This is a genomic window from Kitasatospora sp. NPDC094019, from assembly GCF_044764505.1.
Lineage (GTDB): Bacteria > Actinomycetota > Actinomycetes > Streptomycetales > Streptomycetaceae > Kitasatospora.
Genome location: NZ_JBIWIF010000012.1, coordinates 174,282 through 195,790, shown reverse-complemented (window position 1 = coordinate 195,790; position 21,509 = coordinate 174,282). Strand labels below are relative to the sequence as shown.

23 protein-coding genes are annotated in these 21,509 nt (G+C 74.5%); 6 read left to right on the top strand and 17 right to left on the bottom strand.

Annotation, left to right across the window (positions count from 1 at the left end; all coding sequences use genetic code 11):
- Window positions 1–22: 22 nt before the first annotated feature.
- The 6 genes from ACIQ9P_RS26190 to ACIQ9P_RS26165 all read right to left on the bottom strand — a co-directional run bounded on the left by ACIQ9P_RS26190 (window position 23) and on the right by ACIQ9P_RS26165 (window position 7,975).
- Complete coding sequence (locus ACIQ9P_RS26190; protein WP_402360804.1) at window positions 23–2,212, bottom strand: glycosyltransferase; 2,190 nt, start codon at window positions 2,210–2,212, stop codon at window positions 23–25.
- A gap of 114 nt (window positions 2,213–2,326) precedes the next feature.
- Entirely contained in the window at window positions 2,327–3,280 is a 954-nt protein-coding gene (locus ACIQ9P_RS26185; protein ID WP_402360801.1) for a UbiA prenyltransferase family protein, read from the bottom strand.
- Between the two features lie 13 nt (window positions 3,281–3,293).
- Window positions 3,294–4,325, bottom strand: a complete 1,032-nt coding sequence (locus ACIQ9P_RS26180; RefSeq protein ID WP_402360941.1) for an NAD-dependent epimerase/dehydratase family protein — start codon at window positions 4,323–4,325, stop codon at window positions 3,294–3,296.
- 92 nt (window positions 4,326–4,417) lie between these two features.
- Window positions 4,418–5,818: an aspartate aminotransferase family protein gene (locus tag ACIQ9P_RS26175; RefSeq protein WP_402360798.1), complete on the bottom strand. Its 1,401-nt coding sequence runs from the start codon at window positions 5,816–5,818 to the stop codon at window positions 4,418–4,420.
- Complete coding sequence (locus tag ACIQ9P_RS26170) at window positions 5,805–6,839, bottom strand: lysylphosphatidylglycerol synthase domain-containing protein (RefSeq protein WP_402360795.1); 1,035 nt, start codon at window positions 6,837–6,839, stop codon at window positions 5,805–5,807. The genes ACIQ9P_RS26175 and ACIQ9P_RS26170 overlap by 14 nt, the downstream gene beginning before the upstream one ends.
- On the bottom strand, window positions 6,836–7,975 hold the full coding sequence (locus ACIQ9P_RS26165) for a glycosyltransferase (RefSeq protein WP_402360792.1): 1,140 nt from the start codon (window positions 7,973–7,975) through the stop codon (window positions 6,836–6,838). The genes ACIQ9P_RS26170 and ACIQ9P_RS26165 overlap by 4 nt, the downstream gene beginning before the upstream one ends.
- Window positions 7,976–8,133: 158 nt before the next feature.
- Between ACIQ9P_RS26165 and ACIQ9P_RS26160 the strand changes: the two genes are divergently transcribed.
- Complete coding sequence (locus tag ACIQ9P_RS26160) at window positions 8,134–9,246, top strand: endonuclease/exonuclease/phosphatase family protein (RefSeq protein ID WP_402360789.1); 1,113 nt, start codon at window positions 8,134–8,136, stop codon at window positions 9,244–9,246.
- A 118-nt stretch (window positions 9,247–9,364) separates the two neighbouring features.
- Here ACIQ9P_RS26160 and ACIQ9P_RS26155 read toward each other — a convergent pair whose 3' ends face one another.
- The 3 genes from ACIQ9P_RS26155 to ACIQ9P_RS26145 all read right to left on the bottom strand — a co-directional run bounded on the left by ACIQ9P_RS26155 (window position 9,365) and on the right by ACIQ9P_RS26145 (window position 11,221).
- Window positions 9,365–10,303 carry an aldo/keto reductase gene (locus tag ACIQ9P_RS26155; RefSeq protein WP_402360786.1) on the bottom strand — a complete coding sequence of 313 codons (939 nt, stop codon included), beginning with the start codon at window positions 10,301–10,303 and terminating at the stop codon, window positions 9,365–9,367.
- Window positions 10,304–10,424: 121 nt separating this feature from the next.
- Window positions 10,425–10,754, bottom strand: a complete 330-nt coding sequence (locus ACIQ9P_RS26150; RefSeq protein WP_402360783.1) for a deoxyxylulose-5-phosphate synthase — start codon at window positions 10,752–10,754, stop codon at window positions 10,425–10,427.
- A 65-nt stretch (window positions 10,755–10,819) separates the two neighbouring features.
- On the bottom strand, window positions 10,820–11,221 hold the full coding sequence (locus ACIQ9P_RS26145) for a hypothetical protein (RefSeq protein ID WP_402360781.1): 402 nt from the start codon (window positions 11,219–11,221) through the stop codon (window positions 10,820–10,822).
- Window positions 11,222–11,422: 201 nt separating this feature from the next.
- Here ACIQ9P_RS26145 and ACIQ9P_RS26140 point away from each other — a divergent pair, with 201 nt between their 5' ends.
- The gene (locus ACIQ9P_RS26140; RefSeq protein ID WP_402360778.1) at window positions 11,423–12,250 is read left to right on the top strand and encodes a thioesterase family protein; all 828 of its coding nucleotides are present in this window, start codon (window positions 11,423–11,425) and stop codon (window positions 12,248–12,250) included.
- A gap of 60 nt (window positions 12,251–12,310) precedes the next feature.
- Here the strand turns inward: ACIQ9P_RS26140 and ACIQ9P_RS26135 are convergent, their stop codons facing one another.
- On the bottom strand, window positions 12,311–12,967 hold the full coding sequence (locus ACIQ9P_RS26135) for an NADPH-dependent F420 reductase (protein ID WP_402360775.1): 657 nt from the start codon (window positions 12,965–12,967) through the stop codon (window positions 12,311–12,313).
- 86 nt (window positions 12,968–13,053) lie between these two features.
- On the opposite strand from ACIQ9P_RS26135, the gene ACIQ9P_RS26130 reads away from it, so the two are divergent.
- Entirely contained in the window at window positions 13,054–13,476 is a 423-nt protein-coding gene (locus ACIQ9P_RS26130; protein WP_402360772.1) for a winged helix-turn-helix transcriptional regulator, read from the top strand.
- Here the strand turns inward: ACIQ9P_RS26130 and ACIQ9P_RS26125 are convergent.
- From ACIQ9P_RS26125 to ACIQ9P_RS26115, 3 genes are all read right to left on the bottom strand, one after another.
- Window positions 13,429–14,214 (bottom strand): alpha/beta fold hydrolase, encoded by a 786-nt coding sequence (locus tag ACIQ9P_RS26125; RefSeq protein ID WP_402360769.1) that lies wholly within the window; start codon window positions 14,212–14,214, stop codon window positions 13,429–13,431. The genes ACIQ9P_RS26130 and ACIQ9P_RS26125 overlap by 48 nt on opposite strands.
- Before the next feature lie 95 nt (window positions 14,215–14,309).
- Window positions 14,310–14,849, bottom strand: coding sequence for a YrhB domain-containing protein (locus ACIQ9P_RS26120; RefSeq protein WP_402360767.1), 540 nt, complete (start codon window positions 14,847–14,849; stop codon window positions 14,310–14,312).
- Between the two features lie 150 nt (window positions 14,850–14,999).
- Entirely contained in the window at window positions 15,000–15,839 is an 840-nt protein-coding gene (locus ACIQ9P_RS26115) for an SDR family oxidoreductase (RefSeq protein ID WP_402360764.1), read from the bottom strand.
- A gap of 93 nt (window positions 15,840–15,932) precedes the next feature.
- Here ACIQ9P_RS26115 and ACIQ9P_RS26110 point away from each other — a divergent pair, with 93 nt between their 5' ends.
- Window positions 15,933–16,295, top strand: coding sequence for a winged helix-turn-helix transcriptional regulator (locus tag ACIQ9P_RS26110; protein WP_402360761.1), 363 nt, complete (start codon window positions 15,933–15,935; stop codon window positions 16,293–16,295).
- A 67-nt stretch (window positions 16,296–16,362) separates the two neighbouring features.
- Here the strand turns inward: ACIQ9P_RS26110 and ACIQ9P_RS26105 are convergent, their stop codons facing one another.
- From ACIQ9P_RS26105 to ACIQ9P_RS26095, 3 genes are all read right to left on the bottom strand, one after another.
- The gene (locus ACIQ9P_RS26105) at window positions 16,363–16,890 is read right to left on the bottom strand and encodes a hypothetical protein (RefSeq protein ID WP_402360758.1); all 528 of its coding nucleotides are present in this window, start codon (window positions 16,888–16,890) and stop codon (window positions 16,363–16,365) included.
- A 293-nt stretch (window positions 16,891–17,183) separates the two neighbouring features.
- The gene (locus ACIQ9P_RS26100; RefSeq protein WP_402360755.1) at window positions 17,184–17,621 is read right to left on the bottom strand and encodes a GNAT family N-acetyltransferase; all 438 of its coding nucleotides are present in this window, start codon (window positions 17,619–17,621) and stop codon (window positions 17,184–17,186) included.
- Between the two features lie 132 nt (window positions 17,622–17,753).
- Window positions 17,754–18,443, bottom strand: coding sequence for a class I SAM-dependent methyltransferase (locus ACIQ9P_RS26095; RefSeq protein ID WP_402360752.1), 690 nt, complete (start codon window positions 18,441–18,443; stop codon window positions 17,754–17,756).
- 195 nt (window positions 18,444–18,638) lie between these two features.
- Between ACIQ9P_RS26095 and ACIQ9P_RS26090 the strand changes: the two genes are divergently transcribed.
- Window positions 18,639–19,412, top strand: a complete 774-nt coding sequence (locus tag ACIQ9P_RS26090; protein WP_402360749.1) for an SDR family oxidoreductase — start codon at window positions 18,639–18,641, stop codon at window positions 19,410–19,412.
- A gap of 447 nt (window positions 19,413–19,859) precedes the next feature.
- Window positions 19,860–21,047 carry an ROK family protein gene (locus ACIQ9P_RS26085; RefSeq protein ID WP_402360746.1) on the top strand — a complete coding sequence of 396 codons (1,188 nt, stop codon included), beginning with the start codon at window positions 19,860–19,862 and terminating at the stop codon, window positions 21,045–21,047.
- Window positions 21,048–21,092: 45 nt separating this feature from the next.
- On the opposite strand, the gene ACIQ9P_RS26080 is transcribed toward ACIQ9P_RS26085, so the two are convergent.
- Complete coding sequence (locus ACIQ9P_RS26080) at window positions 21,093–21,482, bottom strand: hypothetical protein (protein ID WP_402360743.1); 390 nt, start codon at window positions 21,480–21,482, stop codon at window positions 21,093–21,095.
- Window positions 21,483–21,509: the final 27 nt, after the last annotated feature.

The following is a 21,509-nucleotide window of genomic DNA, read 5'->3' as shown; positions in this document are numbered from 1 at the left end:
TCGTGTCCTTTCGGAGGGGGGTTCAGAGCGAGAGCCAGAGATCCTGCAGCCGGTGTTCGGAGATCCCCTCGGCGGACCGGAAGTCGTAGCGGTGGACCTTCACCGGGCCCCGGGTGAAGCTCCAGTCCAGCCGCCAGAGCGGGTAGGGGCGGTTGATCGCGCTGTCCCAGTCGAATCCGGCGGGCGCGGAGAACTTCCAACTCAGCGGCAGGAAGTCATTGTTGGCGCGAATCGCGTCGTCGGCGAGCGAGCGGACCCCGTCCAGGTCGCGCATCGCGGGGCTGGCGTTGAAGTCACCGGCGATCAGGGTCCGGTTGGGGTTCGCCCTGAGGTCGGCCTCCAGGCCGTGGATCTCCTCCTGGCGCCAGGCGAACTTGCGCTTGAAGTAGGAGTCGAAGTCGAAGTCCGAGAACGGGTCGAGGTCGGGCGCCAGCGGCACGGTGACGTGCACGTTGTAGACGCTGAGCAGGGTGCCGCCGACCTGGAGGTCGGTACGCATCACCTTGTCGCGGGCGAAGATCCGGCTGAAGGAGGCGTCGGGTCCGAGGGCGGCGCCGGTGCCGACCGAGCGCTGGTCGGCGATCGGATAGCGGGAGATCGTGAGCAGTTCGCCGGTGCGGGCGATGTGGTAGCCGGGGAACTCGGCGGCGAGCCGGGCGTCGTCGTCGAGGCGGCGGTAGCCGTCCTCGCCGAGTCCGGGCTGCCACACCACGTGCTCCTGGAACAGGTAGACGTCGGCGTTCTGACGATGGATCAGGTCGTAGAGCCGGTCGACGCCGGTGGAAGCGGCCCAGTACTGGGTGTTGAAGGAGACGACGTGCAGCGCTCCGGGCGGCACCGGCCGCTCACCGTGCCACAGGGCGGGCCAGTTGAGGCCGGAGCCGGTGGTGAGGCCGAGCAGCAGCGGCGGCAGGGCGAGTCCGAGCGCCCAGCTGCGGCGGGGTCCGCAGGCGCCGACGGCGGCGAGCAGCAGGAACAGCGGCACGGCGACGAGCAGCACCGGCGGGACGGCGTCCAGCAGGATCGCCCAGTGCCAGCGTCCGCTGACCGACCAGCGGAAGAAGGCGTACAGCAGCCACAGCCCGGTGAGTCCGACCAGCGAGCGGCCGTACCAGGTGCGCAGCCGGCGGGCGATCCGCCGGGCGCGGGTGGGTTCCGGGGCCGGTTCGCCGACCGGGTCCCCGAACTGCCGCGCGGCCGGTTGCCCCACCGGGTCGTCCTGCCGGTACATCCGGCGGAAGCGGCGGCTGACCGCGAACCGGCCGACTCCGGCGGCGAGTCCGGCCGTGACGACGGCGTTCAGCAGGAGGTGGCAGAGGGTGAAGAAGACGAGGAAGCGGTAGCCCCGCTCCTGCCGGACGAAGCGGTACTGCCCGAGGTCGGTGAGGACGAACGCGGCGAGCAGCAGGGCGGTGGCGAGCGCGAGGGCCGGCTGCCAGGCGATCAGGGGCAGGCTCAGCAGGGTGAGCGCGGCGAGCACCGAGGCCAGGGCCCGGCCGGGGGTCTCCATGCCCTGCATCGCGCGGCCCCGGTCGAGGTAGAACGGCACCCGCAGCCGGCTGCGCACGAAGGCTTTGCGCAGCAGCGGGCGGATCCGGTTCTCGTCGGAGAGCCGCCCCCGCACCCGTGAGGTGAGCAGCATGGGGTAGCGGGCGGCGAGCCGTTCGGCGTGGTCGATCTCCTCGGTCTGGCGCAGCGCCGGGTTGAACGGTCCGGCATCCAGGAACGCGGTGCGGCGGACGGCGCCGAGGGCGTAGAAGCCGCCGCTGACCAGTCCCTCGGCGCTCTTGCGCCAGTAGTGGTACTGGAGGATGCGGTACTGGCCGACGGGGCCCTCGGGGAACAGGGGTTCCTTGTCGGGGACCCCGAACACGGCCCCGTACTCGGGGTGTTCGGCGAAGACCGCGACGGCTTCGGCGACGGCGTCGGGGTGCATCGCGAGGTCGGCGTCGAGGAAGAAGACGATGTCGCCGGTGGCGTGTTCGACGCCGAGGTTGCGGGTGGCGCCGGGGCCGCCGTTGCGTTCGGCGCGGATCAGGGTGACGGGGTGGGCGGCGGCGAGCGCGGCGGAGCCGTCGGTGCTGGCGTCGTCGACGACGATCACCTCGTGCACCGGGTGGCTCTGGGCGAGGACGGAGCCGAGGCAGAGGTCGACGGTGCGGCTGTCGTTGTACATCGGCACGACCACCGAGACGAGCGGTGTGGCGGGCATGGCTCCTCGTTCGGAACGGCTGGGGGTCGACGGTGGTGGCTGTCGGGCGGGTTGTCGGGCGAGCTGTCGGGCGAGCTGTCGGGCGGGTTGCGAGGTGGGCGGTCAGCCGGGTGGTCAGGTGAGCTGGAAGGTGAGCAGGAGGGCGGCCCAGAGCGCGGCGGTGGCGAGCATGGCCCGGTCGCGCAGCAGGGTGTGCACCGGGTTCCCGCCCTCGGCGTGCACGACGACGATCTGCAGGTAGCGGAACAGGGCGAACAGCGCGAGCGGGGCGGTGAGCAGGGCACCGGTCTCGTAGCCGGACTCGGTGCGCAGGTAGAGCAGGTAGCCGACGACGGTGAGCCCGGAGCAGAGCACCAGCACCAGGTCGAGGAAGTGCGCCGAGTAGCCGACCAGCGCGGGCCGGTGGCCGCTGCCGGCGACGCCGAGTTCGTGGCGCCGTTTGCCGACGATGAGGACCAGGCAGAGGGTGAGCACGGTGAGGACGAGCCAGGCGGAGAGCGGGCGGCCGCTGGCTCCGTAGCCGCCGAGCAGGCGGAGCACGAAGCCGGTGGCGACGACGAAGACGTCCAGCAGCGGGAGGTGTTTGAGCCGCCAGCTGTAGGCGGCGTTGACGCCGAGGTAGAGCAGGACGGGTGCGGCGACGCCCGGTCCGGCGGCGACGAGGGGCGGGACGAGCAGGGCGGCGAGGAGCAGCGCGAGGCCGACGGCGGTGCGCGGGGCGATCCGGCCGGAGGCGAGCGGGCGGTGGCGTTTGACGGGGTGGCGGCGGTCGCGCTCGATGTCGGCGAGGTCGTTGACGACGTAGACGAGCGAGGAGGCGAGGACGAAGGCGCCGACGGCAACGGCGGTCCGGGCGGTCATGCCCCAGGCGAGGTCGGCGCCGAGCAGGGGCAGTGGGACGACCAGGATGTTCTTGGGCCACTGGCCGGGCCGGAGCAGGGCGAGCGGTGCGGGCAGCCGGGAGGGCCCGGCGGTGCGGCGGGCGGGTTCGGGCGGTTCGGCGGTTTCGGGCGGTCCGGCGGGTCGGCCCGTCTCGTGCTGCGAGCTCTGTTCGCTCAGGGAGGTCATGGCGGAGCGCTCCTCAGAAGAAGATCTTCACGGCGGACAGCAGTCCCTGGCTCCACGGGTCGCGGCTGGTGCGGCCCGCGTTGGGGCCGCCGGCGCGCGCGGCGGGCGGGGTCTCGTGCCGGGCGGTGCGCCACCAGTCGTAGGTGCGCAGGACGGCCTCCCGGTTGGAGAGCCGGGGGTCGAATCCGAGCCGGTCGCGGGCCTTGTCGATGGAGACGTAGGAGTCGGCGGTGAGCTTGTGCAGCAGTCGTCCGTAGACGGGTGAGAGGCGGGCGCGCTGCAGGGTGTTGAGGACGGCGAGGGCGGGCCGGGCGGGCAGGCCGACGACGCGCTTGCCGTGGCCGGCGGCGTCCAGGACGGCCTGGAAGTCCTCGCGCAGGGTGCCGAATTCGGCGGCGGCGAGGTTGTAGGTGTCGTTGGCGACGTCGTCGGGGGCGTGCAGCACGGTGACCACGGCGTCCACCAGGTCGTCGATGCCGAACATCTGGGTGCGGACGTCGCCCCGGCCGAGCACGGGGAAGTTGCGGCCCTCCTCGGCCCATTCGAAGAGCATCGCGAACAGGCCCATCCGGCCGGGGCCGACGAAGGTCTTGGGCCGCAGGATCGGGACGCACAGGCCGTCGGCGCGGTGGCGTTCGGCGATCTCCTCGGCGGCGGCCTTGGCGCGGCTGTAGGTGTCGACGGGTTCGCGGGGGTGGGTCTCGGGGGTGGGCACCTGGCGGGGCAGGCCGTAGACCGCGGTGGAGGAGATGTGCACCACCCGCGGGGTACCGGCGGCGCGGGCGGCGGCGAAGACGGCGCGGGTGCCGTCGACGATGATGGAGCGGATCTGCTCGTCCGGGTAGCTGGGGAGCGCGGCGGCGGCGTGGACCAGGATGTCGGCGCCGTGCAGGGCGCGGTCGAGGGCGGAGCGGTCGCGGATGTCGCCGACCACCTCGACGCCCGGACCGGGGCGCAGGTCGATGCCGCGGACGTGGTGGCCGTCGGCCGTGAGGCGTTCGGCGAGGCGCGAGCCGAGCATGCCGGCGGCGCCGGTGACGGCCACGGTGAGGGAACGGCCGTCGGGGCGGGGGTTCGTGTCGGGGCCGGAAGGGTCGGTGTCGGGGCCGGAGGGGTGGGCGTCGCGGCCGTTCGGGGTCACCACTGCGAGGCCACCTTCTGCTTGACGAAGCGGGTGACCAGCCGGCCGAGGCCCTCGTCGAGGACGGTGCCGAGCGCGTCCACGGTCCGCTCGACGTCGGCCGGTTCGGTGATCAGCGACGGTCCGATGATCAGCGGATTGCGGCCGTTCAGGGTGTAGTAGGCGAAGATGCCGTGGTCCTGGTAGAGGGCGCTGATGACGGCGCAGGTGACCAGCTTGGTCTTGAACCGGGGATCGCGCGCCATCCCGCCGGGCGCGAGCTTGGCGACCAGGTCGAGGATCCGCGGCCCGCCGTCGATGAACACCCCCCACAGCGCGCCCGCGCCGTCCACCCGGGCGATGGTGTCCGGGTGCTCCTTGGCGAGCCGCCGCAGGCCCGGTTCGAGGACGGCGCCGATCGCCCGGGCCCGGGCCGGGTAGTCGTCCTCGATCGCGATATTGACGGCCTCCAGGGCGGTCGCGCACTCCTCGCCGAAGCCGTAGTAGGTGGTCGAGGTGGACTGCAGCAGGGCGTCGCCGAGGTTGTCGTACGCCTTGCGGAAGATCGGTTCGCGGGCGACGAACGCCGAGATCGAGGACTTGCCGCCGCCGAAGGACTTGGAGGTGGTGAGCACGTCCGGCAGCAGGCCCGGGTACCGCATGAAGTGGAACAGGGTGCCGGTCTTGCCCCAGCCGGTGTAGATCTCGTCGAAGATCAGCACGATCCGCTCGCGGTCGCACAGCTCGCGCAGACCGCGCAGGAACTCCTCCGAGCAGGCTTCGACGGTGGAGGCGCTGAACGGTTCGATCAGGATCGCGTAGACGTCGCCGGGGTGCGCGGCCACGGCGCGCCGCACCGAGGCGAGGTCGTTGTAGGTGAAGGTGTCGATGCCGGGGATGGTGGGGAACGCGAACTGCGCCTGCCCGGTGAGGCCGCCGGAGCCGAGGAGCTTGCCGTGGAAGGCCCGGTCCGCGCGCAGCACCGTCCGGCGCCTGCCGTTGTGGTACTTGAACGCGAGCTTGACGGCGCCCTCGACCGCCTCGGCGCCGGAGTTGGGGAGGAAGGACATCGACAGGTCGCCGGGCAGCACCTCGGCGAGGTTGTGGCCGAGGGCGGCGAGGTAGGGCGAGAAGTAGGTCTTGTGCACCTCCATCCGGCGCTCGCGGGCGAAACGCTCCCGGACGGCGAGGATGCGGGGGTGGTTGTGGCCGTGGTTGAGCACGCCCACGCCGCCGGTGACGTCGAGGATCCGCCGGCCGTCGGTGAGGGTGAGGTGGGCGCCCTCGGCGTGCGCGACCAGCTCGCGGCCGAAGCCGAAGGAGGTCATCAGCGAGACCTGGCTCTTGTTCACGTACCGGCGGTAGAGGTCGTGCACCTCGCCGACCTCGAACCGTTCGGCGTCGTCAAGGGTGTACACGGGAGTCTCCGATCGGGGTGGGAACGGTGGCGTTGGTGGAGGCAGTAGCGGTGGTGGTGGTGGTGGTGCCAGGTTCGTCCGCGGCGGAGGTACGGGTGCCCGGGGGACCGAGCCGGGCCCGGGCCAGCGCCAGGACGACGGCGGAGCTGCCGAGTTCGGCGACCACGCAGACGACCCGGCTGGCGACGGCCGCCGTCGCCGCGGTGCCGTCGGGCAGCGCGGCCGCGAGCGCGGCGGCGATGGTCAGCTCGCGCACGCCCCAGCCGTCGGGGACGACCACGGCGAGGCTGCTCACCACCGTGGCGAGCGCGAACGCCCCGATCCCCGGACCGGCGGAGGACAGGACCGGTGCGCCGAGGGCGATCGCCAGGAACCACAGGTGCAGCCCCGACACCAGCCAGGACGCGACCGCCAGCGCGATCGCCCGGCGGACGGCGGCGTCCGGCGGCGGCTCGACGGCGCGGCGGGCCAGCCGGGCCAGCGCCACCACCGGCCGGGTCGCCAGGGCGGGCCTGGCCACACAGGCGAGCAGGCCGAGGACGGGCAGGACCAGCCAGAACCACTGCCCCGGCAGGACGGCGGGGGCGGCGAACAGGCTGACGCACGCTCCGGTGAGGACGGTCAGCGCCAGGCTCAGCAGATAGGCGGAGGTCATGGCGGCGGCCGGCACGCCCGCCGCGCGGCCGTGGGTCACATGGGTGACCACGCCCCACACCCGCCCGGGCAGGTACTTGGACAGCTGGCCGAGGAAGTAGATCCGGGCCGCGAGCAGGCCCCGGACCGCCCCCGGCGCGCCGGGGGCGCTGCCCGGCCGCGCGGGCACCAGCACCTGCCAGGCGTGCACCGCGAGGACCAGGCCGCCGACGTTGGCGGCCAGTGCGGCGAGCAGCAGTGGCACCGCGTCCGCGCGGGCGAGGGCGCGGGCGGCGACCGGGCCCTCGTGCCGCAGCAGCAGGCCGACACCGACCAGGGCGGCCAGCACGATGGCGGGGGTGAGGAGGGCGCGCAGCCGTTCCCTCATCGCTTCCGCTCCCCGGGCACGGGCGTCGCCTGCGGTTGTCCGGGCGCTCGCGCTGCCTGCGGTTGTCCGGGCGCGGGCGTCGGCCCGAACGCGGGCGTCCGCCCGGGCCCGGGTACCGGCGCCCGCCGCCCCGGCAGCAGCATCCGCAGGGCACCGACGCCCGCGCCGGTCAGCAGCGAGCCGACGACCAGGAAGTGCACACCCGCCGCGTACGGCGCGAACGCCACCCCGTGCCGCCGGGCGGCGAACCGCAGCATCCCCGCGTTGGCGGCGCAGAAGGCGGCCAGCCCGGCCGCCGGCAGCGCCGGCCAGCGTGCGGCCAGCGGCAGCGCGAGCAGGGTGAACGCGGCCGTCGCGACCGAAGCCGGACTGTTGGCGGTGAGGTTGCGCCGCCCGCCGCGCCGCGCCGAGGCCAGCGCGGGCACCAGCATCAGCGCCCGCCGACAGGTCTCGGCGAGCAGCGGGCCGAGCCGTTCGACCTCGTCGTGACGGGCCACCACCCGGTCCGTCAGCACGATCCGGTAGTGCGGGGCCAGCCGGTCGCTGAGTTCGAGGTCCTCGGAGTCGCGCAGACTCTCGTCGAAGCCGCCGATCCGCTCGAACACCTCGCGCCGCACCGCGGCCTGGGCGAAGAACGCCGTCTCCACCACACCCGCGCCGCGCGCCCGCCACCAGTACGCGTGCAGCACCCGGTAACGCTCCACCGGCCCGTCGTCGAAGAGCGGTTCCGGGGAGATCACCCCGTGCACGCAGCCGCATTCCGGATCGTTTTCCAGGATTTCCAGCGCATTCGCCACCGAATCGGGTGTCAGGGCCTCGTCGGAATCCAGGAAGAAGATCACCTCACCGGTCGCCGCGGCAATTCCGGCATTCCGTGCGGCGGACACTCCGCGATTCGGCCACTGCCGGATCAGCACGCACGGCGGACCGCCGTCCGGGCCCCCTGACGGGCCGCCGGACGGGCCGCCGTCGGCCGCGTAGGCTTCGGCGATCCGGGCGGTGGCATCGGTGGATCCGTCGTCGACCACGATCACCTGGTGCGGCCGGTGGGTCTGCGCGTACACCGAATCCAGGCAGGCCGAAAGGGTGCGGGCCGCGTTGTGGGCCGGGACGACGACCGTCACGGAAAAGGTCATGCGCCCAGTTCAGGCGGACCGCGTATCGGGCCGATATCGTCCCCGTATCGGAGCTGCCCGGGTACCGGGCACGGGAATTCGGCCGCGGGCCCCGTCCTGCTACGCTCCGCCGCATGGATCCGGATTCCGTTTCCCCCCGGCCGCGGCATTCACCGGGGGTGCGCCTGCTGGTGGCCGCCACCGCGCTGTGGGCGGTGTTCCTGGCGCTGGACCTGCTGGCGAACGGGCGGTGGTGGTTCTGGCTGATACCCGGGCTGGCGCCGCCGCTGCTGTTCCTCGCCGTACCGGTGACGCTGCTCGCGCTGGCGGTCACGCTCCCGGCCCCCGGCGCGGGCGTTCGGCGGTGGCTGGTGCCGGCGACGGTCCTGCTGCTGGTCGCCGCGCTGCCCCGGACCGGCCTCAACTGGTCGGCCCTGAAGCCGGGTTCCGCCTCCACCGCCGCGGCCGGACCGGCGGTCAGCGTCTTCTCCTGGAACACCGAGTACTGGGACACCACCGACGACCCGGACGCGTTCTACCGCTTCCTGCGCGCCCGCGACGCCGACGTCTACCTGCTCCAGGAGTACCTGGCGTGGGTTGACGGGACGCACACCCGGATCGACGAACTCGACCGGATCCGGCGGGAGTTCCCCGGCTATCAGGTGGTGGTGGCCGGGGAGCTGGTCACCCTCTCCCGCTTCCCGGTGCTCGCCACCCCGACCGTCGGCCCGGCGGTGGCGGCGGACGCGCCCTGGTCGGACGTCTTCACCCGGCGCAAGGTGCTGCGCACCGACCTCGACGTCCGGGGCCGGACCGTCTCCTTCTACAACGTGCACATCCCGGTCCAGGTGGACACCCGGGAGTCGCCGTTCGGCGGCGCCTTCTACCGGGTGGTGCGCGAGGCCGACGCGGCCCGGCGCGAGCAGTTCGCGGCCCTGGAGCGCGACACCGCCGCCAACTCCCGGCCCCTGCTGGTCGCCGGTGACTTCAACACCAGCCCCGCGATGGGCGACCTGGACCCGCTCCGCGCCCGCCTGCACGACGCCCGCGCGGCGAGCGGCGACCTCTCCCCCGGCAGTTGGGGCGGCATCCTCGGCGCCGACTGGTGGCGCCTCGACTGGGCGTTCACCAACGACGGCGCGGCGGTCGACCACTACGCCTTCGTCGACGACCGGGGCATGTCCGACCACCGGGGCCAGGAGCTGCGGATCTCCCTGCCGCACCGGGGCCCGGACCGCTGTCGGTGGCACGTGCTCGAATCCTGGTGTGCACGACACCCACGGCAGCCCTGACCTGGCTCTCGACCTGGTCCCTGACCTGCGAGGACTTCTCACCCGCCGGCCCCGACCTCGACCCCGCCGCACCGCGTGCCCGGTGCCGGGGGCCCGCACCGGGCCCCCGGGGGACGAACTAGAGCGCGGCCTCGTCCAGGCGCTTCCGCTGGTCCGCCGTGAGGGTCAGCGCGAGGGCGCCGAGGGCCTCGTCCAGTTGGGCGGTCCGGCTCACGCCGACCAGGGGGAGGATTCCCGCCTCGTGGTCGAGCAGCCAGCTGAGGGCCACCTGGTTGACGGTGGTACCGGTCTCCTCGGCCACCGCGCGCAGTGCGGCGAGGCGCTTCGGCGTGCCCGGGTGGTCGTAGGCGGCACCGATCTCGACGTCCTCGCGGGTGAGGCCGCCGGAGAGGATGGGGCTGTAGACCCAGAGCCGCAGGTCTCCCTCGGCGCGCACGTAGTCCAGGAGTTCGGACGTCACGTGGACATGGGCGGAGGACAGCAGCGGCACGTCGAACCGCGGCTGGAGGTAGGAGTAGCGGTACTGCAGGTGCGAGTAGCGCGGGCCGTCCCCGGCGAGCGCGCGGGCCCGCTCGACCCGCCAGACGGCGTGGTTGCTGGCGCCGACCGCGCCCGCCCTGCCGGAGGTCACCAGCTCGGCGAGGGCCCCCACCGTCTCGGCGAGCGGCACCGAACGGTCCTCGATGTGCGTCCAGTACACCTCGACGTGGTCCGTGCCGAGGCGCCGCAGACTGCCCTCGAATCCCGCCCGGATCGCCTTCTCCGACAGCCCCTCGGCCGCCTCCAGCCCGGCGCCGGGAACGGTGGGCCGGGCGCCGACCTTGGTGCTGATGACGACCTGGTCGCGGGCCTTGCGGCTGGCCAGCCAGCGGCCGATGACGGCCTCGCTCTCGTCACCGTTGGCGCCGTCGATCCAGAACGCGTAGTTGTTCGCGGTGTCGAGGACGGTGCCCCCGCCTTCGACGAAGCGGTCCAGGATCCGGAACGAGGTCTCCTCGTCGACGATCGTGCCGAAGCCCAAGGTGCCGAGGACGACGGTGCGCTGAGGGATGGTCATGAATGTGGGTCCTCCCCGTTGTGGTCTGGACCATTCAAGACGCAATCGCGATCACCCGCAACAGCTTCGGGACGGTCCGCCCGACCCGCTCACCGCCCGAACATGGACATCGGCGCCCCGATCAGCACCGGCCTGCTGCCCCGGCCACGGCACTGCCCGGGTGCGGGCGGCACGCGTAGAGCCGCCGCTCGCGCACCTCGCGCCGGGTGCGGGGCCGGCAGCCCGGGCCGCCGCAGCAGCTCTTGTGGAAGCGGATGCCCGCGTGCAGCAGCGGTGTCAGCGTGCGCCAGGCCGCCGTGTCCCGGCGTGCGGGCGCCGCGAACGCCGACCCCGCGTGGATCAGGGCTCCCGCGCGACGCGGACAGCGCCGCTCCCCGGCGGCCGCGTCGTACGGCTGCTTGTACGAGGCGCGGCAGGGCAGGCAGACGAAGGAGGTCCTGGTGTACGCCATGCGCGCCGGCGTACGGCCCGTACCTCCTTCCCCTCGACGGCTTTTCCGCCGCTCAGGTCATCGGGTCAGGCCCCGGTCGCGTCGCCGCTCGCGCGCCAGGCGCAGACCGTCGCGTCGAAGAACCCGTCGAACGCGGACTCCGGTGTCCGCGCGCAGTGGGCGAGGGACGCGGGCTGGCCGTCCAACGGGCCGGGCCGGTGCTCGCGGTCCTCCTCCCGCCACGGGCCGGCGTCGCTCTCGTGGTCGAAGCCGTACAGGAACGCCCCGGCCGGTTCGGACACGACCGCGTACTGGTCGCCGGATCCGTTGTCCGTGGTGGCCGGGTCCACGCCCGGACGCCGGTCACGGGCGAACGCGCGCGTGGCCGCGTGCCCGTCGAGGACGCTGTCGAGCAGGGCGATCCCGAGGCAGCGGGCTCGGAGCTCGGCCGGGTCGGGCGGCAGGGGCGGCAGGTCGCGCACGGTCATGTCGCACAGTCAACGGCTCACCACCGACAACGGGCCCCGGGGCGGCGGGCGTGACCGTGTGCGGGAGATCACGGCGACCGGGGCCGTCGGCGGAGCCTACGATTCGTGATCGATGCACCGATTCACCGATGCACCGGTACGTCGGGCACATCGGCACGACGATTCACCGGCGCACCCCGTCCCGGCCGAGGAGCGGATCCCTTGAGCAGCAGCGACCTCCCGCGCGAGAGCTACTACCAGCGGACCGGCGCGCGGACGTTCAAGCCCACCGCGCACGCGGGCGGGGCGTGGAGCCCCGACGAGCAGCACTTCAGCCCGCTGGCCGGGCTGGTGGTGCACGCGATCGACGGGTGGCTCGCGGAGCGGCCCGGGGGCGACCGGGGGCTGACGCTCGGGCGGATCGGCTACGACATCCTCGGCCGCCTCGCGCTCGACGAGTGCGAGATCACCGTGGAGTCCGTCCGGCCCGGCCGGACCATCGAACTCCTCGAAGCGACCGTGGTGATCGGCGGGCGGGCCGTGGTCCGGGCCCGCGCCTGGCTGCTGGCCACCCTGGACACCTCGGCCGTCGCCGACAGCCCGGTCGAGCCGCTGCCCGCGCCCGAGGGCCTCGCGACATGGGCGATGGCCGAGGAGTGGGACGGCGCCTTCGTCGCCTCGATCGACCTCCGCCGGGTGCCGCCGACCCGCCGCGGCCGGACGACGGCCTGGCTGTCCTCCCGGGTGGACCTGGTCGCGGGCGAGCCGAGCAGCGCCCTCGCCTCCTTCGTCGCCCTGGTGGACGCGGCGAACGGCATCGCCGTGCAGCAGGACCCGGCCGACTGGATGTTCCCGAACGTCGATCTGACCGTCCATCTGCACCGGCAGCCGCGCGGCCCCTGGACCGGCCTGGACACCACGGCCAGTTTCGGCCCGACCGGCCAGGGCCTCACCAGCAGCGTGCTGCACGATGTCGACGGCCCGGTCGGTCAGGCCGAACAGATCCTCACCGTCCGCCCGCAGCCCCGGCAGCCGACCGGCCCCCGGTAGCCGACCGCCCCCGGGCAGCCGGTGGCCCCCGGGGCACCGTCCGCCGCCACCCGCCACCCGCTACCGGGCCGCCGGGCCGCCCGCGGCGTGGGAGAGCGGCGGCGCGATCGCCCGCACGTCCGCGCCCTCGCCGACCCACAGACCGATGAACAGCGCCGCGGTCGCCTCCAGCAGGCCCGCCCGGTCGAGACCGCCGGCCGCCACCGGCGTGCAGCCCGCGTCCCGCACCAGCTCGGACACCCGGGCCAGGGCCGCCGCGTCGTCCCCGCAGAGCGGGACGGCCAGCGGCGTGCCGTCGAACACGGGCGGCCGCATCCGCCACACGTCCTCGTGGCAGAGGTTGAACGCCTTGACCACCTCGGCCCCCGGGGCCGCCGCGGCCAACTGCCGCGCCGCCGAGGGCCCGCCGTCCGTCAGCAGCCGGAAGCCGGGGCCGACGGGGTTGGAGCAGTCGACCAGCACCGTGCCGTCCAGTTCCGCGCCCAGTTCCCCCACCACCTCCGCCCCGGCGCCGTAGGGCAGCGCGGCCAGCACCACCTCGCCGACGGCGGCCGCCGCCCGCAGCCCGCCCGCCCGCGCGCCGCCCCCGATCCGCCGGGCGAGGCGTTCGGCGCGGGCCGTGTCCCGCCCACCGACCGTCACCTCGTGCCCGGCCCGCGTCCAGTGGGTCGCGAGCGCGTCCGCCATGTTGCCCGTGCCCAGTACGCCGATCCTCATCACGCCGTCCTCCGTGTCGCCGGGAGCCCTCTTCCGACTCCCCGTCCCCCGTGACGCTAGAGAACCCGTCGGGCACCATTCGGTACGTGACCACCGACGCCCGCCTCGCCGACTGCCGCGCCCGCCTCGCCTTCGACCTGCTCTCCAACACCTGGAACGCCGTGGTCCTCCGGGCACTGCGCGACGGCCCCCGGCGCCCCGTCGAGCTGCGGGAACGGATCGGCGGAATCAGCTCCAAGGTGCTCACCGAGACCCTGCGCCGGCTCCAGTTCAACGGCCTGGTCGACCGCCTCCCCCTGCCCGGCGCCCCGCCCCGCGTCGAGTACCGCCTCACCGACCTGGGCCGCAGCTTCCTCGGCCCGATCGAGGCCGTGGGCGCCTGGGCGTTCGAACACGGCGACGAGGTCATGGCCGCCCAGGACCGCGGCGAGGCGGGGCGGGAGCCGGCGGGAGGAGGGGCCTCAGCCGGCCAGGAAGGGCAGCAGGGCGGCGGTGACGGCCTCGGGTGAGTCCAGGGCGACGAGGTGCGCCGCGTCCGGGAACTCGACCAGGGTGGCGTTCGGGATCTCGGTGGCGTAGCGGCGGGCGATGCGCTGGAAGTCCGGGACGTCCAGCCCGCCGACGCCGACCAGGGTCGGGGCGGTGACGGTGGAGACCTCGCGGGCGGAGGGGCCCTGCGAGTGCTCGCCCACGGTGGACTGGTTCCGCAGCGAGGTGCGCATCGGGTCGCGGAGGCGGTCGGCCAGTCCGTCGGGCACCTCGTCCCAGCCGCGGGACGGCCCGCGCAGCCACATGTCGAGGTTCACCCGGACCGCGGCGTCGAGGTCGCCCGCCTCCAGGGCGGCGGTCTCGGCCTCGTCGTAGGCGACCATGTCGGCGGACCAGTCGTAGCCCGGCCACGGCGGGGAGATCAGGGCCAGCGAGTGGACGCGGTCGGGGTGGGCCAGCGTGAACTCCACGGCCACCCGGCCGCCCCAGGAGGCGCCGACGAGCCGGACCCGGTCGTGGCCGAGGTGGTCGAGGAGGCGGAGCAGGTCGTCGGTCTCGCGGAACGGGCCGGCCGGGGGCGCGGACTCGCCGAAGCCCCGCAGGTCGTAGCGAACGACGGTGTGGCGCTCGGCGAGCGCGGGCACGACGGCGTCCCACATCCGGTGGTCGGCGACGCCGGCGTGCACCAGGACGACGGGCGGTCCGTCACCGGAGACGACGTAGGAGAGGTGGCCGAGCTCGTCGGGGAGAGTGATCATCCGCGCATCGTCGCAGCTCGGGCCTGTCGGTGGCCAGCCAATTCGGTGCCGGGAGCTACCGCCCGGCCGGCCCGGCTGCCGCTCGACCGGCTCGATTACCGCGCGACCGGCCCGGCGAGCGTCTCGACGGGCCACAGTGGCCACTTCGGCTCCTCGCGGGTGAGGCCCGCGAGCTCCTCCGGCGGTTCGGCGCCCTCGCGCACGGCGGTGAGGTAGGACCTCGCCTGCTGGAGGCTCAGTGCGGGGGCCCGCCGGCGCAGGTGCCCCATCGCGGCGACGGCCCCGCCGGACCGGGCGAGGGCGCGGACCTCGGCGGCGAGCGGGTCGGGGCGGCGGACGCCCTTGGCCTGGAGGAGGTAGTGGTCCTCCCAGCCCTCGTCGTTCTCCCTGGCGTTGGGGACGAAGTGCAGGCTCCCGTCCTCCCGGTCGACCAGCACATGGCTGCCGCCGCCACCGGAACTCGACCGCGCGTCCCAGGTCCGGACGAAGGCCGCGGTGTCCCAGAAGGCCAGCCAGCCGACGCTGTACTCCTCCACCGCGTGGACGGCCACCTCCGGCATCGGGCCGCCGCCCGGCCACGTCGTCCCCGCCAGGTAGGACTCGACGAGTTCGATCGCGCGTTCCCTGCTGATCACGTCCCCATCGTCCCGGACGGGTCAACCGCCTTTCCGGGCGAGGGGCCCGGCGAGAGGCCGGGGCCGGGTCCGGGGCCGCACAGGACGTCGGACGGGCCGACGTCCTGTGCGCTCCGACGTCCTGTGCGCCCCGATGTGCCGCGCGCCCGGTCAGCGGAACGCGTCGACGTGCCGCGCGGCCCAGTCGGCGAACGGCCTCGCGTCGCGGCCCAGCACCTCCCGGACGCCCGGCGCGACCCGCAGTTCGGCGGCGCTCGGGGCGCCGAGGATGTCGAGGGTGTCCTCGGCGAGCTCCACCGGCATGCTCCGGGCCATCGCGGCCCCGGCCTCCGCGCGGGACAGCTCGTGGAAGCGCAGCGGCACGCCGAGCGCCTCGGCGAGCGCCGCCGTCTGCCCGCGCGGGCTGATCGGCTCCGGACCGGTCAACTCGTACGCGCCACCGAGGTGCCGGTCCTCCAGCAGGCAGGCCGCCGCGACCTCGGCGATGTCCGCCGGGTCGAGGATCGGCGTCGCGACATCACCGAACGGCGCCGCGACGAGCCGCCGCGTCCGGACGGACTCGGCCCACCACAGGGCGTTGGACGCGAAACCGCCCGGCCGCAGGATCGCCCACTCCGGGGCGGACTCCCGGACCACCTCCTCCAGCGCCCGGGTCGCGATCCGGGTCGGGCCGAAGGGCCTGGTCACCACGCCCTGGGTGGAGAGCAGGACGATCCGGCGGACCCCGGCCGACACCGCCCGGCGGACCAGGTCGGCGGGGGCCGTCCCCGGTCCGTGCAGATCGCCCGAGAGCAGCAGGAACAGGGCCTTCGCCTCCGTCAGCACGGGGTCCAGTGAATCGGGTTCGGCCAGGTCGGCCGCCAGGTGGCGGACGCCGTCCGGCACGGGTGCCGCCCGCCGCGACACCGCCGTCACCCGCTCGCCCGCGTCCGCCAGCGCCCGCGTCAGCGGCCTGCCGATGTTTCCGGTGGCCCCGGTCACCACGATCATGGTCAGCTCCTCGCTCGTTGTCCGGTGAGGCTGCCGACGCTAGAGCTGCTGGCTTACCGTTCGTAAGGACATACCCCGGGGTAAGCTCCGGACATGACGGAAGGTTTGCAGCTGGACCGGGGTGCCGTCGGCAAGCGCTATGAGGTGTTTCACACCGACTGCGCGGCGCGCGACACGGTCGACCACGTGACCAGCCGGTGGGGCGTCTGGGTGCTGATCGCCCTGGAGAACAACGACCTGCGGTTCTTCGAACTGCGCGACAGCATCCGGGGCATCAGCGAGAAGATGCTCGCGCAGACCCTGCGGGCCCTGGTCCAGGACGGCCTGGTGTGGCGGGTGGTCGAGCCGACGACGCCGCCCCAGGTCACCTACGGACTCACCGAGTTCGGCCGGGACGTCGGCGAACCCCTGCGGGACCTGCTGGGCCGGATCACCCGCCGCCTCGAACAGCCCTGACCATCGGGGGCCGACCCTCAGGGGCAGATCATCGGGGCCGGTCAGGCGGGCCGACCCTCCGGGCCGGTCAGGCGCCGAGGTCACCCCGGCGCCGGCCGGACACCCACACCGCCCCGGCCACCACCAGCGCCGTACCCAGCGCGTACACCGGGAGCCACCGGGTCGTCGTCGCCGACAGGCAGTCGTCGACCGCCGCCCGGCTCTGCTGCTCCTCCGTGTAGGCCAGCGCGCCGGGGTCCGCTCCGGCGAGGTCACCCAGTGCGGCCCGCGCGTGCAGGCTCTCGTACCGGCCCGCCTGCGCGCAGCTGTCCCGGGTACCCGGCATCGGGAACAGCCAGTCCCAGCGCTGCAACGCCGGGGCCAGCGCGAGCGCCACGCACAGGCCGACCACCAGCGCGTACGCCGCCAGGCTCCAGCCGTACACCGACGCGCGGGTCGCCGTACGGGCTGACATGCGGGCCGACGTACGCGTTGGGACGCGGCCGAAGGCGAGGACGACCGCGAGCAGCGTCAGCCCCAGATAGGTGGAGAACCACTGCCAGGACCCCTCGGCGAGCGAGAAGGCCAGGACCACGCCGAGCGCGGTACCGAGCACCCCCGGATCCGTGCCCCCGCCCGCCCCGCTCCCGCCCGCCCCACTCCCACCGGTCCCGTTCCCCGCCGCCCCGGGTCCTCCGCCGACACCGCCCACCGCGCCCTCCCGACCACCTGCCCGCTCCGGAGCGACCAGCCTCCCGCCCCGGCCCTTCCCCGGCCCCCCGACACCGCCGACTCCCCGCCGACCGGACCGTCGCCCACCCGGACGGGCCAGTCGGACGGGCCAGTCGGACGGGCCAGTCGGGCGGGCCAGTCGGACGGGTCGATCGACCAGGCGGGCGGATGCACTGGTCAGTCGGACGCCAACGGCTTGACCCAGCGCGTCCACTGCGACTGCGGCCCGTACCCGGCCCCCCGCCAGGTCCGGTGGCCGAGGGCGTTCCCGTCCAGCACCATGGCGTCCGCCCGCCGTCCGCCCAGGGCCGCGAAGCGCTCCTCGGCAGCCGCCAGCAGGGCCGCGCCGATGCCGCGCCGCCGGTGCTCCGGATCGACGGCGAGCCGGTAGAGGTGGCAGCGCCAGCCGTCCCACCCGGCGATGACGGTGCCGAGCAGCACCGCCGGCTCGTCCGCCCGGACGGCCACCAGCAGGCAGTCCGGGTCACGGGCGAGCAGGGCCGCGACCCCGTCGGCGTCGTCGGTGATGCTGGTGCCCTTGGCAGCGCGGGCCCACAGCGCGAGCACGGCCGGGACCTCCTCGGGTCCGGCGGTGCGCAGAATGAAGTCGATCATGGGCGACTGTCTACCAGGACCGACCGTCGGCGGCCGCGAATTCCGACAGCCGGACGGGGCCTGCTGCGGACGGGACGCGACGGGTGCGGGCGCCGAGCGGCGGACGACGGGTGCCAGCTGCCGGGCCACGGGTCAGCCGCCCGCCAGCTCCCACACCGTCGTGGTCTTCAGCGCCGCGTCCTCCAGGTCCGCCACCACCGGCACCTCGTACGCCGCCAACGCGGTGAACCGTTCGCGCGGAAGGTAGGCCCGGCCGGGGTCGCCGACGATCACCACCGCGCCGCGCGCCCGGGCGCGGAGCAGGAACGGCAGGAAACGCGCGGCCATCGCCCGCTCGTAGAAGACGTCCCCGGCGAGCACCACCTCGGCCGGTCCGCCGTCGCCGTCCAGCAGGTCCTCGACCGCCGCGTCCACCCGGACGCCGTTCGCCGCCGCGTTGACGCCGATCGCCGCCACCGCGTAGGCGTCGATCTCGGCCGCCCGCACCGACCGGGCACCGCGCAGCGCCGCCGCGACGCCCACCAGGCCGGAGCCGGCCGCGAGGTCCAGCACCGACCGCCCGGCCACCAGTTCCGGATGGTCCAGCACGTACCGGGCCACCCCGACGCCGCCCGCCCAGGCGAACGCCCAGAACGGCGGCGGCAGGCCGCGCTCGCCCCGGGCCGCCTCGGTGGTCTCCCACAGGGCGATGGCGTCCTCGGCCATGTGCAGGCGCACCTCCGGCACGAACGGCACCGGGGCGAGCCCGGTCTGCGCGCGTACGAAGTCCTCGTCCGACAACATGGCCGCCCCCGGACCCGCCGGGTGTGTGTCGCTCAGCATGCGGAGCAGCATACGGGCCCTGAGCAGGTGCTCCGCGCACTCGTGGACCGATCGCGGCCCGACCGTGAACCGGCTTGCCCCGCAGCCGCGTTGACCCCGGCTCCACTCGGCCGGATCCCGCCCCCGGAACGGCGCTCCGGACGGGTAGGTTCTCCCCGGAGCCGGTGTGCGGCCGGCCGGGAGCGGGGGTTCACGGTGTCGGACAAGGTGCTGGCGGGGCGCGCGGCGGTCGTCACGGGCGGCTCGCGAGGGATCGGGCGGGCCGTGGTGGAGCGGCTCGCCGCGGACGGCGCGGACGTGGTGTTCGGGTACGCGCACGACGACGCGGCGGCGGCGGAGGTGGTCCGGGCGGTGGCCGCGAACGGCGCCGCCGGAGCCGGGTCCGGGACCGGGCGGGTGTTCGCGGTCCGGGCCGACCTCGGCACGCCGGAGGGGCCGGAGCAGCTGATGGCGGCGGCCGAGGAGGAGCTCGGCGGGCTCGACATCCTCGTCAACAACGCGGCCCGCGCCATCACCCGGGCCCCGCTCGCCGAGACCGACCCGGCGGACTTCGACGCCACCTTGGCCGTCAACGCCCGCGCGGTGTTCCTGACCCTCCGGTACGCGGCGCGGCGGATGCGCGACGGCGGCCGGATCGTCAACATCTCCTCCCTCAACACCCGCCGCCCGATGCCGGGGCTCGCCGCCTACCTGGCCGGCAAGGGAGCGCTGGAGCAGCTGACCGAGGCCGCCGCGGTGGAACTGGGGCCGCGCGGCATCACCGTCAACACCGTCTCCCCCGGGCCGACCGAGACCGGGATGCTGCGCTCCGTCAACCCCCCGCACGCGTTGGAGACGGTGGCCGGGCTGACCCCGCTGGGGCGGCTCGGGCAGCCGGCCGACGTCGCGGACGTGGTCGCGTTCCTGGTCGGTCCGGACGCGCGCTGGGTGTCCGGGCAGAACCTCGGGGCGACCGGCGGCCTGCGCTGAGGCCGGGGCCGCTCCCCGCCGGGGGCGGCCCCGACTCCCCGCCCGGCCGACCTTGGCTTCCCGCCCCGACCGACGTTGGCCACCCGCCCGGCCGACCGCCGCTCCCCGCCGGGGCGGCCTCCGGCCAACCGCCGGACCGCCTCCGCGACGGCCGGGTGAAGCCCGGATCACGCACCGCCACCCAACGCGTACCATTTCGATACCGAAGCCTGGATGAGCTGGGAAGATGCTCGCCGGTCGGGCCCGGGCCCCGGTAGCATCCGGCACAGGCCGTCCGGCCCGGCGCAGGCGCCGCAGCGCCGCCGTGCCGGTCCGTCGGGCGGCGGACACCCGCGGGCGCCCCGGGAGGCGGCCTCCGGCACCACAGCCCGGTGGCCCCGGTCGGCGACGCCCGCGTCCACGGCACGCGCGCCAGGGCAGTCGCGCGGAACGGCGAAGGGCAGGGTCTTGGCGGATCGACTCACCGGTGGCGACTCCTCACTACTGCGGCGGATCAACGCGGCGGTGACCCTCCGGGCACTGCGCGAGGGCCATGCGGTGACCCTGACCCAGCTGGTCGGCGACACCGGGCTCTCCCGTCCCACGGTCGAGGGCGTGATCGAGGGGCTGGTGGAGACCGGGCTCGTCGCCGAGGTCGAGCAGCCCCCGCAACCGGGCGGCCAGCCCGGGGCCGGGCGACGCGGCCGACCGGCCCGCTGGTTCCGCTTCCGGGCCGAGGCCGGACACATCCTCGGCATCGAGATCGGCGTCCACGACATCCGGATCATCCTGGCCGACCTGGCCGGCGTGGTGGTGGGCAGCCACTTCAGACCCGTCGAGGAGAACCTGGACGCGGAGGAACGGCTCACCACCGTGCGGTCGGTGGTCGCCGAGGTGCTGCGCAAGGCGGGCGTCTCCCGGGACAACCTGTGGGCGGTCGGCGTCGGCACGCCGGGCATCGTCGACCGGGACGGCACGGTCCAGCTGGGCACCGCGATGGCCGGCTGGACCGGTCTGGACCTGGGCGCCCGGCTGCGGCGCTCGTTCCGCTGCCCGGTGATGATCGAGAACGACGCCAACCTCGCCGCGATCGCCGAGCACTGGCAGGGCGCTGCGGTCGGCGCCGACGACGTGGTGTTCGTGATGGCCGGCCTCAGCCCCGGCGCCGGCTCGCTCATCAACGGCCGCCTCCACCGCGGCTTCGGCGGCGCGGCCGGCGAGATCGGCGCCCTCCACCTGCTCGGCCAGGAGGTCACGCCCGAGCGCCTGCTCTCCACCACCGGGAAACCCCTCAACCCGCTGGACGAGGCAGCGGTGGCCCGGGTGCTGAAGCTCGCCCGCGAGGGCGACGAGGTCGCGCAGGTCGCCACCGACCGCTTCCTGACCCGCCTGGTCCAGAGCGTCGCCGCCCTCGTCCTGGCCATCGACCCGCAGTTGGTGGTCGTCGGCGGCTGGGCCGCGGGCCTGGACGGCGTCCTCGACCCGCTGCGCGAGCGCCTCGCCCGCTTCACCCTCCGCGCCCCCGAGGTGGCGCTGGCCGCCCTCGGCTCCGAGGTGGTCGCGATGGGGGCCCTGCGGGTCGCCCTGGACCAGGTCGAGGAGCAGCTCTTCGCCGTCAACCCCCCGACGGGCGAGGCGGGTTCGGCCCGCGCCTGAGCGGCCCCGGTGGGGACGGGGCTCCCCCCGTCCCCACCACCACCGTCAGGCCGGGCCGAAGTCCGGGTCGGTGAGGTCGATGGTCAAGGTGTTGTCGCAGTTGTTGGTGAGGGTCGCCAGCGGCCAGTCCACAGCGATGGCGACGAGCTCGTTGCAGAAGAGGTGCACCACCCACACCAGCCTGCCTTCGGTGTCGATTCTCGCGAAGAAGCCGTCCGACCCGTGCGAGCCACCACCGCTGACCAGCCTCCCCGAGCCGTCGGGGAGCGCCGCTTCGGCGAAGACATCGGCCGAAGTGACCCATTCCGGATCGTCCGCCATCAGGGCGTCCAGGTCGAGCGGCCCCCCGAGAGCGAAGCCGGTCAGCTCCGCATCGTCGCAGTCCGCCTCTAGGCCGGTGCCGTCAGCCCGGAAGAGCCCTCTGTGGGCGGGCACTCGACCGGACTCCCACAGGGAATTGGC